The organism is Phyllobacterium bourgognense (genome assembly GCF_003337575.1).
GTDB lineage: Bacteria > Pseudomonadota > Alphaproteobacteria > Rhizobiales > Rhizobiaceae > Phyllobacterium > Phyllobacterium bourgognense.
Genome location: NZ_QPJM01000002.1, coordinates 14,832 through 29,523 on the forward strand (window position 1 = coordinate 14,832; position 14,692 = coordinate 29,523).

Consider the following 14,692-nt stretch of genomic DNA (forward strand, 5'->3'; position numbering starts at 1 on the left):
TGTCAGGCTCCGATCTTGCCGTAACCGCCGGGCGTTGGCGTTGTGACAATGACGGCTTCACCTGCCTCGAGCACAGTCTGGTCGCACGCCTTCAATGTTTCAATAGTTCCATCGTTGCGGCGCACTTCGGTTTTGCCAACCTCGCCGTCGCCCCCGCCATCGAGGCCCTCTGGGGGACGATTGCGATGTGATGAAAGGATCGAGCAATCCATCTGCCTTAGAAACCGGATGGTGCGTTTGGTACCGCCACCGCCCGGGAACTTCCCGATGCCTCCGGAATTTGCCCGGATGTGAAAGTCCTCAAGCAGGACGGGAAATCGCATTTCGAGTATCTCCGGATCAGTGAGGCGCGAATTCGTCATATGGGTGTGAACGCCGGAGGTTCCGGCAAAGCCGGCCCCACTATTGAAATGGCCGGCGGGAGACCCTGAACAGATTGTCTCGTAGTACTGGTACTCATCATTGCCAAAGGTCAGATTGTTCATCGTTCCTTGCGAATTCGCCATGGCACCAAGCGCTCCGAAAAGCGCATTGGTAACATGCTGCGACGTCTCGACATTACCGGCCACGACAGCTGCTGGATAGGCAGGCTTGAGCATCGAACCATCGGGAGTGATGATGTCGATCGGACGCAGACATCCTGCGTTCATCGGGATCGCGCCCTCAACCATGACGCGGAAGACATAAAGAACTGCCGCGCGCGCCACCGGTTCTGGCGCGTTGAAGTTGTTCTTCATCACTGGCGACGTGCCGGTGAAGTCGACGGTCGCCCGGCGCTCGCGCTTGTCGACAGTGATCTTGACCTTGATCGTCTGACCCGTATCGGTCTCATAGGAACATTCGGAATGCTCAGGCAATCGGTCGAGAACGCCGCGGACACTTTCGGCTGCGTTGTCCTGCACATGACCCATATATGCTTCGACCACATCGAGACCGAACTGAGCGATCATCTTCCTGAGTTCATTTACGCCCTTTTCATTGGCGGCGATCTGGGCTTTCAGATCGGCAATATTCTGGTGAACATTGCGCACAGGCCATGGATGGTTGGTCAAAAGCTCGGTCAGTTCCTTTTCGCGGAAGCGGCCCCGTTCAACGAGACGGAAATTGTCGATCAAGACTCCTTCTTCGTCCACGGTCGTCGCCAGCGGCGTCATTGAACCCGGCGCCGATCCACCGATATCCGCATGATGACCACGCGACGCCGAATAGAAGAGGATGTTCTTGCCGGCGTCATCGAAAACCGGAGTAACTACCGTGATATCGGGAAGATGCGTACCGCCATTATAGGGTGCGTTGAGCGCGAAAACATCGCCCGGATGGATATCGCCTTCATTTAACTTGATGATCGTTTCGACAGAACGATCCATGGATCCCAAATGCACCGGCATATGCGGGGCATTGGCCACCAGCGCGCCGTGGCGATCAAAAACCGCGCAGGAGAAATCCAGCCGCTCCTTGATGTTGACCGAATAAGCGGTGTTTTGCAGCGTCACGCCCATCTGCTCGGCGATCGACATGAAGAGATTATTGAACACCTCCAGCATGATCGGATCAGCTTGTGTGCCAAGCGCTGCAGCGCGTGTCTTCTTTTCGATCCGCCGCATCAAAACATGATTGAGCGCGGTGATTTCCGCCTGCCAGCCGGGTTCCACGACAATCGTTTGATGTGTCTCGATGATCAACGCCGGGCCACTGACCTTGTGCCCAGGCCTGAGATTGGCGCGCGGGAAGGTGACAGCGTCGTGGAAGGCTCCTCCGGTGTAGACGGTGCAGGTCTCACCGGCCTCGGGCTCCGAATTGTCCTGGAGTTGTTCGGTTTCAATCTGCTTGTGCCCGCGGCTATCGGACCCCTCGACGCCGACTGCTTCCACGACGATACCCTTGTTGTCGTAGATGAAGCCAAATTGCGCCTTGTGTGCAGCTTCAAAGGCAAAACGCGCTTCATCGATCGAGAAATTACTGAAATCGACCGGGATCGTCGTATCGGTGCCGTCATAGCGCAGATGCAGAATCGGGCGTGAAATAATGTGTTCAGGTGGTACGCGCTGTTCGGTGATTTCCGCGATGACAGTTCCGGAGAGACGGTCGGATAGCTGGCGTATGTCGCTCAATGTGTTTGGCGACAAGGCTTTCACCAACGCCTGCTGGCGGGAGGCGAATATGGACGACAAGCCGATACCATAGGCGGAAAGCAGGCCGGAAAAGGGATGGATCAATACGGCTTCCATGCCAAGTGCATCGGCAACGAGGCAGGCATGTTGGCCGCCTGCGCCACCGAAACAATTCAGCAGATACCGGGTGACGTCGTAGCCGCGCTGCACGGAAATCTTTTTCACCGCATTGGCCATGTTTTCGACCGCGATGGTGATAAAACCTTCGGCAACCTCTTCCGGTGTTTTGCCTTCACCAATTTCTGCGGCGAGAGCAGTGAATTTTTGGACCACCACCTCGTGGTCGAGCCGCTCATTCTGCCCCGGACCGAAAATCGCCGGGAAATACTCAGGCTGCAACTTGCCGAGCATGACATTGGCATCGGTCACGGCGAGCGGGCCACCGCGACGGTAGCAGGCCGGCCCAGGATTGGCGCCAGCGGAATCGGGGCCCGCCTGAAACCGGCCAGCGCTATAGTGCAGGATCGATCCGCCGCCCGCCGCCACCGTATGAATGCGCATCATCGGCGCGCGTATGCGCACGCCCGCCACTTCGGTGTCGAAGGCACGTTCGTAATCTCCTTCATAGTGCGCGACATCTGTCGAGGTGCCGCCCATGTCGAATCCGATCACCTTGTCGAAACCGGCGAGCTTTGCGGTTTCAACCATGCCGACGACTCCGCCTGCCGGTCCGGAGAGGATCGCATCCTTGCCTTGAAATAAATCTGCCGCGGTCAAACCGCCAGAGGACATCATGAAAGAAAGCCGGGGGCCGTCATCAGACTTGCCCTCTATGCCAAGCTCGCGCGCAACGTGCTCGACGTAGCGGCGCAGGATAGGCGAGAGATAGGCATCGACAACCGTTGTGTCGCCGCGACCAACGAGCTTGGCCAGCGGCGAGACCTCATGGCTGACGGAGACTTGGCCGAAGCCCATTTCGCGCGCAATTTTGGCCGTTGTTTGCTCATGCGCCGGATAGTTCCAGGCATGCATAAAGACAATCGCGACGGCATCGATGCCCGCCTGCCTGATATCGGTCAATGCGACGCGGATTTGATCGGCGTCGGGAAGGATTTCCACTGTTCCGTCGGTACGGACACGCTCGTCTATTTCGATCACGCGCTCATAGAGCTGTTCAGGGAGAATGATTTCCTTGGCAAAGATGTCCGGTCTCGCCTGATAGGCGATCTTCAATGCGTCACGAAACCCTTTGGTAATCACGAGGGCCGTCCTGTCACCCTTTCGCTCGAGGAGCGCGTTGGTAGCGACGGTCGTGCCCATCTTGACCTCTCCGATTCGCTGAGAAGGGATTGGGTCGTCCTTTTTGACACCAAGCAAATCGCGAATGCCTTGAATTGCTGCGTCTTTATACGCTTCAGGGTTTTCCGAAAGTAACTTGTGGGCTCGTATACCACCTTCAGGATCACGTGCGATGACGTCCGTGAACGTACCGCCACGATCGATCCAGAAATCCCATTTGTCGCTCATAATATTCGTCCGATCTCAAAATTGGTGATTTGCAAAATTTCGGCGAGCTTGCGCGCCGCCTGCCACAATAAACAGGCCCGGTTAGCAAGCGCAATCGGCTGCAGCATCTGGATTAAATTTTCTGCGTATGTATGGTTATCCACACAGGAATTAACCGAAAGCAAAAACAAAAATCGAACTTTGCCTTATTTTCGATAAGGTGGGATCGAGGGGCCATCTAGTAATTTCGGAGAGGAAACTATGAAGAACAAATTTGTTGTTTCGCTGGCAGCGGCTTCGCTTCTGGCGCTGGCCGGTTGCGGTGAGAGCGAGCAGAAATCTGAACAGCCGCCGGCAAAAGCCGAACAGCCCGCACCAGCACCAGCACCAACACCCGCCCCAGCGCCCGCGGCTGCGGAAGCGCCGGCGGCGCCAATGAACGCGGAAGAGACCTTGAAGAAGATCAAGGATCAGGCAGCGACAATGACGGCTGAGCAAAAGCAGGCTGCAGTCGCGACTGCCCGCAAGGCGGCTGAGGATGCCGCGACGGCAGCCGGTCAGACCGCGGATCAGGTGAAGGCTGCTGCGGACTCTGCAGAAAAGGCCATCAAGGACGCGCTCGGCGTTCAGTGAGAGACTATTCCATGAAACGGAGCGGCCAGCCATGCGCTGGCCGCTTTGCCAAAGGCATGCAAATACGTGCGTCAACCGGTCCCGGCAAAACGTGGTTTTCGACACTCGATCGCTCTCGCAATTGCGAAAGAATTTGAATAAAACGAATATATGTCGATTTGGCGCCGTATCAGCGATTTTATTACCAGTACAGCGATCGATGCCTTTTCGAGCATCATCGAAGCTGTGCGCACTGCTTTCGAAGGCGATCCGGAAACGCGGCGGCGCGTGGCATTTTCCATCGCCATGATTGCACTATCGGCCAAGATGGCGAAGGCCGATGGCGTCGTGACGCAGGTGGAGATCAACGCTTTCAACGACATTTTCCATGTGCCGCCACAATATCAAGATCAGGTCACACGCCTTTATAACCTCGCCAAGCAGGATGTGGCGGGCTACGAAGCTTACGCCGCGCAATTGGCGTCGCTGTGCGGTTCGGGCAAGCCCAACTGCAAGATGCTGGAAGACATCCTTGACGGGTTGTTCCACATCGCCAAGTCAGACGGCGCCCTGCACGACGAGGAACTGATTTTTCTCGGGACAGTTGCCGAGGTATTTGCGATCGATGAGGAAAAATTCGATATCATATTGGCACGGCATGTCGGTCGCAGTCAGGCGGATCCATATCTCGTTCTTGGGCTTCCACGGGACGTCAATTTTGAAACCGCACGCAAGCAGTATCGTGCCCTCGTTCGCGAAAACCATCCGGACATGCTGATGGCACGCGGAGTGCCGGAAGAGTTCATCGCCATTGCCAACCAGCGCATAGCCGCCATCAATGCAGCTTGGGATAAAGTCGAAAAAGACCTTAGGGCATATGAGCACGTTTGAGCCTGACCACCCGCGGGCTGACGTTCATGCCTCGCCAAATTTTGGTCCGCGCAAAGACGGCAAGCGTCCCTCCATCCTAATCCTGCATTACACCGGCATGGAAACTGGCGAGGCAGCGGAAAGCTGGCTGGCAAATCCACAAAGTAAAGTGTCCGCTCACTACGTCGTTTACGAGAATGGCCGTATCGTACAGATGGTGCCAGAAAGCGAACGCGCCTGGCATGCAGGGCAGAGTTCCTGGAAAGGCGAGACTGATATCAATTCCTGTTCCATCGGAATCGAGATTGTCAACGGTGGGCCGCTGCTCGGGTTTCCGGATTTCCCCGAACAGCAGATCAAGGCATTGATCGATCTTTGCAGGGGTATCGTGACGCGCCACCACATCCGGTCGGAGAACGTCTTGGCGCACTCGGATATCGCGCCGGCGCGGAAGATCGATCCCGGCGAGAAATTTCCCTGGCCAGCGCTTTACGACGCGGGCGTTGGCCATTGGGTCGGCCCTTCGCCGGTACGTGGCGGAAGGTTCTTTTCGCTTGGCGATGAGGGGCAACCTGTCGAGGCCCTGCAATCAATGCTAGCGCTTTATGGTTATGGTGTGCCTATTGATGGCGTCTTCGGTTCGTCGACACAATTGGGCATTTTGGCCTTCCAGCGGCACTTTCGCCCTGAAAAAGTCGATGGAGTAGCGGACGTATCGACCATTGAAACGCTGCACAGGCTACTTTCTGCATTGCCGGCGGTCTCGTCATAAGTTGTTGAACGAAAAAGTCTTTTCCCGATAGACTTTGTGCGCTGCAGCATATATATTTCAATGGGTTACACAAAGTTATTTGGCCGATCAATATTCGGCTGCATTGCGCCGTCAAATCCTTGGCCAATGTTCCGGGCATCGCCCTTGTGTTTTTTGGCACGGAACGGTCCCGGCGTGCACGTTCGTGCGGCCCAAGCTTCTAGACGGAAAAAGATGACAAAAAAATTTGGTATGATTTTCGCCCTCCTTGGGGCGATGGCCTTCTTCGGCACAAATTCAGCATTCAGCGCTCCAAAGGAGCCGACAAACCTCGCCGACTACATGAAGGCAAAACGAGTCGAAGCGGAAAAACAGAAAGCCGCTAACAAGTCTACGAAGCCAGTGCAGGCAAAGACCCAAGGTAAGCGCAGTGTAGAAAAGACAGTGGTCAAGAAAAGCGCAATCAAGTCGCAGCGGGTAAGCAAAAAGGCCTCGAGCCACAAACGCCCGGTGGTTCATGCCAAAGCGCGGGTCAAAACCGTCGTTCGAAATGAGACCATCAACCGCGTTGATACAATGACTACGGGTGGTGTCCCTTCAGCGATCGGATCGTCGAACTATTCGACGATTATCAATTCCTACGCCTCGTCCTATGGCGTCCCTTTTGCTCTGGCGAACGCGGTTGTCAGGGTGGAAAGCAATTATCGTCCAAACATGACCGGCGCCGCCGGTGAAATCGGATTGATGCAGATCAAGCTCGAGACAGCGCGGGGCCTTGGCTATACCGGTTCGCGGCAAGCGCTCTACAACCCGGAAACAAATATCCAGTGGGGCATGAAGTATCTTGCCGGCGCGCACAAGCTCGGTAACGGCACGACCTGCGGCACCATCCTGCGCTATAATGCCGGTCATGGCGCTACGCGCATGAACCCGGTTTCTGCCAACTATTGCAGCAAGGTGAAGTTGCAAATGGCCTCCATGTAAGGCTGGTCAAACCTCTGTTGAGTTCAAGGCCGGAAAGTCTCCGGCCTTTTTTCATTTGCGTTTTTCCTCCGAAACGCATTTATACGCATCGCCAGCTGGCCGGGCAGCCGCGCATGTCATACGCCGAAAGGCGGCATGTGAGGAAAGTCCGGGCTCCATGGAAACACGGTGCCGGATAACGTCCGGCGGGGGTGACCCCAGGGAAAGTGCCACAGAAAGGAAACCGCCCCGTCTTTCGTTGCGCCGCATACGGCTCGTATTGGACGCAAGGAATGACGGGGTAAGGGTGAAAGGGTGGGGTAAGAGCCCACCGCGCAACTGGTAACAGGGGCGGCATGGCAAACCCCACCGGGAGCAAAACCGAATAGGGACGGCGTGCCGGGCGAAAGTCCGGCGATCAGTTTCCGGGTCAGTCGTCCGGGTGGGTTGCAGGAGGCGGATGGCAACATCCGTCCAAGATGAATGGCTGCCGCGTTGGATGAAAATCCAGCCATACAGAACCCGGCTTACAGGCCAGCTGGCATTTTCAATTCATTGATTTCGCTGCACTCGTTCGGTCCGGTCGTGCGCGCTCGATTTGCGACTAATCCGAGAGTCCTAACTCTTCATTAAGCTTAATGAGCGATAAATTCAGAATCGCCGGAAGTGTGCCGGAATAGCGGCTCATTCCCACTCTGTGTCTTGTAATCCCATTGACGCCCATAGTGCCCCATGATATCGATTGATTTCATCAGTAGCGTTCAGTCGACACGGTGTTTCCCGAAATACGATTTGGCATGCCCAGGCTGGCGTTCGGCTCAGATTGCCGGTGCTTGGACATCTATTGGTGGGGCTCGCGCTTCGAAGCGATCGGAGAGCGAGACAGAGGTAGAGATGATCGAAGCCCAGGGGGCGGAAACGGCGGAGTTGCGTTTTGAACCGGTTCCTCGGACATGTGACGAACAGGATCGATGCGAAGGGGCGGGTGTCCGTTCCCGCGCACTTTCGTTCGATCATCCAGACGGCCGGCCATACGGACTCTATGCGCTCCGTTCTCTGCATCTGCCTGCGCTCGATGCAGGCGGCCCGGAACTTTTGACGCGCTTCGACAATCATCTGGACAGCGAGGATCCTTTCGCGGAGACGGCGGACGACATGTCGTTTTATCTTCACGCGGATGGCGGTTTCCTGAAGCTGGACGGGGATGGGCGGATAACAGTTACGGATTTCATGCGCGAGCATACGGGCATTTCATCGGATGTGACCTTTGCGGGCGCCAACACGCATTTTCAGATGTGGCACCCGGACCGGTTCGAAGCGCATCGGGCAAAGGTCCGGCAGCGACTGGCGGAAAAGCGCCGTCAGGAAAATCTGACCGCGGGGAAGAACTGATGGCGAGTTCGCCAGATGCGGGCAATGGCCGTCATATTCCGGTCCTGCTCGATGAAGTCATTGCCGCGCTCCAGCCGGCAAAGGGCCAGCTGATCATCGATGGTACGTTCGGCGCAGGCGGCTATACCAAACGCATCCTTGAAACAGGCGCTTCCGTAACGGCGGTTGATCGCGACCCGTCGGCTATCCAGGCCGGCCGTGCCATGGAAAAGGAATATGCCGGGCGATTGACCCTCGTGCAAGGTGCTTTTTCGACACTGGATCAGGTCGCGTTACTCGGTGCACCGAATGGCATCGTTCTCGACATTGGTGTTTCGTCCATGCAGATCGATGAGGCCGAGCGCGGCTTTTCGTTCCAGAAGGATGGCCCGCTCGACATGCGGATGTCGAGTACCGGTCCGAGTGCCGCCGACGTCGTCAATCGCCTGAAAATCGGTGATCTGGCGCGTATCTTCAATTTTCTCGGGGAGGAGCGCCATGCCGGGCGCATCGCCCGTATGATCGACAAGCGACGGGTGACCGAACCCTTCACCCGCACACGCGACCTTGCCAATGCCATCGAGGCGCTTGTCGGCAGAAACCCGAAAGTGCCGATCCATCCGGCGACGCGGGTGTTCCAGGCCCTGCGCATCTTCGTCAATGACGAACTGGGAGAACTCGTACGCGCGTTGCATGCGGCTGAACGCGTGTTGAAACCTGGCGGGCGGCTCGTCGTCGTCACGTTTCATTCGCTCGAAGACCGTATCGTCAAGCGCTTCTTTTCCGATCGCTCAGGTACTGGCGGCGGCTCGCGTCATCTGCCGCAACTCGAACAGCGCCTGGCAAGCTTCACCCCGGTCGGCAAGGGCATCGTTGCACCAAGTGAGGCAGAGGCTCTTCGCAATCCGCGAGCCCGCTCGGCGAAACTAAGAGCCGGCATCCGCACAGACAATCCGCCGCTGGCCGAAGATCATTCGATCTATGGCCTGCCCAATCTTCCGATTTTCCATGAAACCCAATCTCTCTTTGATAAAAGAATGGGGAGTTGATCCGTGCTGCGTACATTCGACGTCATTTTGATCGGGCTGATGATCCTGGCGGCCGCCGTGACCTATAAGATCAAGCACGATGCTGAAAAGCAGATGACGCAGGTTACCCGGCTCCAGCGCATGATAACGGATGAGAGGGATACGATCGATCTGCTGAAGGCCGATTGGAGCCTGCTGACCCAGCCGAACCGTCTGCAAAAGCTGGTTGAGACATTTCAAGGCCAGCTCGATCTGCAACAGGTGGAAGCGCAACAGATCATCAACATCGATGAATTACCGCAGCCGAAACCCGTCTCGCAAGATTTGGATGACGTCGCGAACATTATCACCGAAGCGGATGCAGGTGAGAAAATCAAACCAGACACAACCATGACCGGCAGCATCAACAAACCGAAGGCGGCGCCAAAGCCGCCCAAGCGAATTGTTCCGATTGCGGCGCCAAAGGCAGCGGGGCTCTATTGATGGCTGCGATCTGGATCAAACAGAAGAAAGCTGAATTGGTAACGGGTATCTCGCCTGTTTTCGCGCTGGACGCCAAAAAGAATAAATCGGGCAATCGCGCCCGCAATCGCGTCGTCATGGCGATAGCCTGTTTCGTCGGCATATACGGGATCATCGGCGGGCGGCTGGTTTATTACGGGATGCAGGAAGACACGACAGGCTATAATGGCCCGACCGGGGCGGTCCTTGCGTCGCGTCCCGATATTCTCGATCGCAACGGCGAAGTCCTGGCCACCGACATCAAGACCGCCTCGCTTTATGCCGAGCCGCGCAAGATCGTCGATCCGGACGAGGCCATCGAATTGCTTTCGACAGTCCTGCCGGATCTCAATTTCGAACAGACCTATAGCCGCCTCAAGAGCGGGACCGGCTTTGCCTGGCTCAAGCGCGGGCTGACACCGCAGCAGAAGAGCCAGATCATGGCGCTGGGTATTCCAGGCATTGGCTTCCGCACGGAGAAATCCCGTTTCTATCCGGGTGGTCCCACTGCTTCGCATATCCTTGGACTTGTCAATATCGACAATCAGGGTATTGCCGGCATGGAGAAATACATCGACGAACAGGGCCTGTCCGACCTGCGCGATGTCGGTCTTGCCGACGGTCGCTCCCTTGAGCCGGTGAAATTGTCGATTGATCTGCGTGTCCAGCATGTCGTGCGCGATGTGGTCATCACAGCGATGCAAAAATACCGTGCGATTGCGGCCGGCGCGGTAGTGATCAATGTGCGTACCGGCGAAGTGCTTGCGATGGCTTCGGCGCCGGATTTCGATCCGAACAATCCGTTCAATGCGCTGGATAAAGACCACCTCAATCGCATGTCCGCCGGCACATACGAGATGGGTTCCACCATCAAGAGTTTCACCACGGCGATGGCCCTCGATTCCGGCAAGGTCAATCTGCAGAGTACCTTCGATGCGAGACGCCCGATCACCATCGGCCGACAGACGATCCGCGATTTCCACGGGAAAAATCGCATTCTCACCATGCCGGAAGTCTTCATCTACTCCTCGAACATCGGCTCGGCCAAGGAGGCGGACGTTGTTGGCATCGAGGGGCACCGTGCATTCCTCCATCGCATGGGCCTGCTTGATCGAATGCAGACGGAATTGCCGGAAGTCGCACGGCCAATGGAACCGAAGGTTTGGAAGAAAGTGCATTCCATTACGATTGCCTTCGGTCACGGCATGGCAACGACACCATTGCAGACGGCGGTTGGCGCAGCCGCCTTGATGAATGGCGGCAAGCTCATTGAACCAACGTTCCTGCCCCGCACTATCGAAGCGGCAAACAAGGTCGCAAAACAGGTGGTGAGCGAAAAGACCAGCGAGGATATGCGCTATCTTTATCGCCTGAACGCTGAGAAGGGCTCCGGTGGCTCCGGCAACCGGGCATCGGTTCCCGGGTACCGCGTTGGTGGCAAGACCGGTACTGCGGAAAAAGTGATCAATGGCCGCTACTCGAGCGACGTGCGCTTCAACGCCTTTGTTGCAGCGTTTCCGATCGACAAGCCAGAATATGTGGTCCTGACTATTGTCGATGAGCCAAAAGCGGAGGAAGGCAAGGTTGGCGCTACGGCAGGATTTAACGCAGCACCAATGGTTGCAGATATAATTCGCAGATCGGCATCATTCCTCGGCGTTCAGCCTGATTTCCGCGAAGAACAAGAATCCGCTCCATTGATGGTTAATTTTGATCAATAACGATAGAACGCGAATCGTACCGTCGCGTTTTCGATGGTTTTTAAAGTGAAGATGGGTCCAGTCCGGCCATGAAACTGAAAGATCTGAACGGCATTCCAGCCTTGGCTATCTCTGAACTCGGAGAGAAGACAATCCGTGGCCTGACGTCGGACTCCCGTCAGGTCGAACGCGGATTTCTGTTTGCTGCATTGAAGGGTTCGAAGGCCGATGGCGTCGCCTATGCTGCCGATGCGGTGGCACGCGGCGCAGTCGTGATCGTGGCATCGCGCGGAGCAAAGCTTGGCAATGTCTCCGTACCCATCATTTATGTCGATGATCCACGCCGGACATTGGCACTCGCCGCCGCCAGTTTCTACAAACTACAGCCAGATGTGATGGTTGCCATTACCGGCACCAGCGGCAAAACGTCCGTCGCATCGTTCACGCGTCAGATATGGGCGCAGGCCGGCTTCGCCTCGGCAAGCATCGGAACGACTGGCGTCGTCTCACCCAAGCGCGATGACTACGGTTCGCTGACGACACCGGATCCGGTCGAACTGCATAAATTGCTGCGCGAACTGGTGGAAGAGGGCGTAACCCACGCGGCGATGGAGGCCTCCTCTCATGGTCTCGACCAGCGCCGGCTCGACGGCGTCAGGCTTTTTGCCGGAGCGTTCACCAATCTCGGCCACGATCACATGGATTATCACGCGACGGTCGAGGAGTATCATGTAGCAAAGCTGCGGCTGTTCACTGAGCTTCTGCCCAAGGGCGCACCGGCAATCATCTTTGCAGACGATCCGTTCTCAAAGCCCACTATCGCCGCAGCAGAGCAGGCTGGTTGTACGGTTTTGACCGTTGGGCGGAAGGGTGATTTCATCACCCTGAAGCGGGTCGAGCACGAGCGGTTCCGCCAGCACGTTGAAGTGCACATCGCCGGTGAGATCTTTGAGATCACACTACCGCTCGCTGGTGATTTCCAGGTGGCCAATGGTCTGGTCGCAGCAGGCCTTGCGATGGCCTCAGGTGTACCTGCCGCAGCAGCCATGCGCGGGCTTGAGCGGTTGAAGGGTGCGCCGGGACGGCTCGATCTTGTTGGCGCGACGGAAGATGGCGCTCCTGCCTATGTCGATTATGCTCATAAGCCCGACGCGCTCGAGAATGTGCTGACGTCAGTTCGGCCGTTCACGACGGGTCGTGTTATCGTGGTTTTCGGTTGCGGTGGCGATCGTGACAAGGGCAAGCGCCCGATGATGGGCGAAATCGCAACGCGCCTTGCTGATGTTGTCATCGTGACCGATGACAATCCGCGCTCTGAAGTTCCTGCGACCATCCGCGCCGAAATTCTTGCAGCCGCTCCCGGTGCCCGCGAAATCGCAGACCGCCGCGAGGCGATCCAGGAAGCCGTCGCCATGATGAAGACCGGCGATACGCTGATCGTTGCGGGCAAGGGGCACGAAGAAGGCCAGACCATCGGCGATGTTGTGCTCCCGTTTTCTGATCACGTCGAAGTTGCCGAGGCGCTGAGAGCGAGATGAGACCATATTGCACACGTTCTGTTTCTCGGATGACGAGACAATCCACGCGGAAGGTGGCGAGGCCGATGTCTTTCCATCGGACGAAGCTGCCTGACAAAGTGGGTGTCCGCCAGCCGGAAACCCAAAGGGCCGGGCGAATTTGGCCCAAATTCTTCGGGCTTCGGCTTCGTCCGATGCACACACATCGGCCTCGCCAAACCCGTCGACCTTGTTCCAAATTCTCTCCGGCAGAATGGTGCAATATAATTTCATCTCGCTCTCAAGACCGGCTGGCGCGGGAGAAGGGCGCATGAGCCTGCTCTGGACTTCCGATGCAATGGTCGAAGCGATGAATGGAAGGCCCGTCGGCAAATTGCCTGGAGGGATCACCGGAATTTCCATCGATACGCGCACCCTGCAGGCCGGCGAAGGGTTCTTTGCCATCAAAGGCGATGCGCTCGATGGCCATGACTACGCAACGGCTGCCGTTGCGGCTGGCGCTGCACTTCTCGTGGTCGCCGAAGCAAAACTGCCGGCGCTCGGAAAACTGAAAGCGCCGATGATCGTCGTTGATGACGTGTTGGCGGCGTTGACCCGGCTAGGCATTGCATCGCGGGAGCGCTCGCATGCGCAGATCGTTGCCGTCACAGGATCGGTCGGCAAGACAACCACCAAGGAAGCACTGCGGCATGTTCTTGCACAGGCCGGAAAAGTGCATGCTTCCGTCGCATCCTTCAACAATCACTGGGGCGTCCCGCTCACGCTCGCGCGCATGCCGGCGGACACTGATTACGGCATCTTTGAAATCGGCATGAACCATGCCGGCGAAATACGCCCGCTAGTCAAAATGGTGCGTCCGCACGTCGCGTTGATTACCTTGATCGCTGCTGCACATCTCGGGCACTTCAAAAATTTACAGGAAATCGCGATCGCCAAGGCGGAAATCTTCGAAGGAGTTGTACCGGGCGGATATGCCTTGCTCAACCGCGATGACAAGCACTTCAAACTTTTGGAAAAACTGGCGCACAATGCAGGTGTCGAGCACATCAAGAGTTTTGGCGAGAATGCGCGTGCTGACTACCGCCTGATGAAGCTTAAACTCCACGACGAATGTTCCTGTTTGACGGCGCGTCTTGCTGGCGAGGAAGCGGTCGTCAAAATCGGTGCTCCTGGCAGGCATTTCGTCCAGAACGTACTTGCAGTTCTTGGCGCCGCGCACCTGACGGGCGCGGATATGACCAAGGTAACGCTGGCGCTCGCGTCGTTGCGGCCGGAGAGCGGTCGCGGCGCGCGTCATCTCCTTGAGATAGCCAACGGAACGTTCACCTTGATTGACGAAAGCTACAACGCCAATCCTGCATCTATGCGCGCGGCAATCGAACTCTTGGCGGCCGCAACGCCGCACGGAAAGGGCCGTCGCATTGCGGTGCTTGGCGACATGCTGGAACTCGGCAAGCAGGCACCGAAGCTGCACGCCGAGTTATCTTCGGTGATCTTGGCCAATCCAATCAATATGGTTTTTATCGGCGGACCGGAGATGGCAGCGCTGAAATCGGCCATGCCGGTTGAATTTCATGCCGAATACAGGCAGACCGTAGACGAATTGCAACCGCAATTGCTGAACACTATCAGAGCCGGTGACGTGGTCATGGTCAAGTCATCCAAGGGGACCGGCTTCGCGCAGATCGTGAAAACGCTCTTGCAGAAATACAACACCGTAGAGCCGCTCGGTCCTGCCGAATAGCCTGCGTGTATGGGGAAT

General features: G+C 56.8%; 10 protein-coding genes, 1 other RNA gene and 1 pseudogene. 11 read left to right on the forward strand and 1 reads right to left on the reverse strand.

Annotated features, from left to right (window positions below; genetic code table 11):
- Positions 1-2: 2 nt before the first annotated feature.
- The gene (locus C7476_RS03715) at positions 3-3,638 is read right to left on the reverse strand and encodes a hydantoinase B/oxoprolinase family protein (RefSeq protein WP_114428581.1); all 3,636 of its coding nucleotides are present in this window, start codon (positions 3,636-3,638) and stop codon (positions 3-5) included.
- A gap of 240 nt (positions 3,639-3,878) precedes the next feature.
- Here C7476_RS03715 and C7476_RS03720 point away from each other — a divergent pair, with 240 nt between their 5' ends.
- From C7476_RS03720 to C7476_RS03770, 11 genes and pseudogenes are all read left to right on the forward strand, one after another.
- A complete protein-coding gene (locus C7476_RS03720; RefSeq protein ID WP_114428582.1) occupies positions 3,879-4,250 on the forward strand; it encodes a hypothetical protein in 372 nt (123 codons plus the stop codon).
- Positions 4,251-4,400: 150 nt separating this feature from the next.
- A complete protein-coding gene (locus tag C7476_RS03725) occupies positions 4,401-5,120 on the forward strand; it encodes a J domain-containing protein (protein WP_114428583.1) in 720 nt (239 codons plus the stop codon).
- The gene (locus C7476_RS03730) at positions 5,107-5,871 is read left to right on the forward strand and encodes a peptidoglycan recognition protein family protein (protein WP_114428584.1); all 765 of its coding nucleotides are present in this window, start codon (positions 5,107-5,109) and stop codon (positions 5,869-5,871) included. Before C7476_RS03725 ends, C7476_RS03730 begins: the two co-directional genes overlap by 14 nt.
- Positions 5,872-6,084: 213 nt before the next feature.
- Positions 6,085-6,834, forward strand: a complete 750-nt coding sequence (locus C7476_RS03735; RefSeq protein WP_114428585.1) for a lytic transglycosylase domain-containing protein — start codon at positions 6,085-6,087, stop codon at positions 6,832-6,834.
- Positions 6,835-6,925: 91 nt separating this feature from the next.
- Positions 6,926-7,359, forward strand: an RNA gene (gene rnpB, locus C7476_RS03740) — RNase P RNA component class A.
- A gap of 388 nt (positions 7,360-7,747) precedes the next feature.
- A pseudogene (gene mraZ, locus C7476_RS03745) lies at positions 7,748-8,205 on the forward strand (division/cell wall cluster transcriptional repressor MraZ).
- Complete coding sequence (rsmH, locus tag C7476_RS03750) at positions 8,202-9,233, forward strand: 16S rRNA (cytosine(1402)-N(4))-methyltransferase RsmH (RefSeq protein ID WP_425373946.1); 1,032 nt, start codon at positions 8,202-8,204, stop codon at positions 9,231-9,233. Before mraZ ends, rsmH begins: the two are co-directional and overlap by 4 nt.
- A gap of 3 nt (positions 9,234-9,236) precedes the next feature.
- The gene (gene ftsL / locus C7476_RS03755) at positions 9,237-9,695 is read left to right on the forward strand and encodes a cell division protein FtsL (protein WP_114428587.1); all 459 of its coding nucleotides are present in this window, start codon (positions 9,237-9,239) and stop codon (positions 9,693-9,695) included.
- Positions 9,695-11,434 (forward strand): peptidoglycan D,D-transpeptidase FtsI family protein, encoded by a 1,740-nt coding sequence (locus C7476_RS03760; protein ID WP_114428588.1) that lies wholly within the window; start codon positions 9,695-9,697, stop codon positions 11,432-11,434. Before ftsL ends, C7476_RS03760 begins: the two co-directional genes overlap by 1 nt.
- A 68-nt stretch (positions 11,435-11,502) precedes the next feature.
- Complete coding sequence (locus C7476_RS03765; RefSeq protein ID WP_114428589.1) at positions 11,503-12,951, forward strand: UDP-N-acetylmuramoyl-L-alanyl-D-glutamate--2,6-diaminopimelate ligase; 1,449 nt, start codon at positions 11,503-11,505, stop codon at positions 12,949-12,951.
- A gap of 289 nt (positions 12,952-13,240) precedes the next feature.
- A complete protein-coding gene (locus tag C7476_RS03770; protein WP_114428590.1) occupies positions 13,241-14,674 on the forward strand; it encodes a UDP-N-acetylmuramoylalanyl-D-glutamyl-2,6-diaminopimelate--D-alanyl-D-alanine ligase in 1,434 nt (477 codons plus the stop codon).
- Positions 14,675-14,692: the final 18 nt, after the last annotated feature.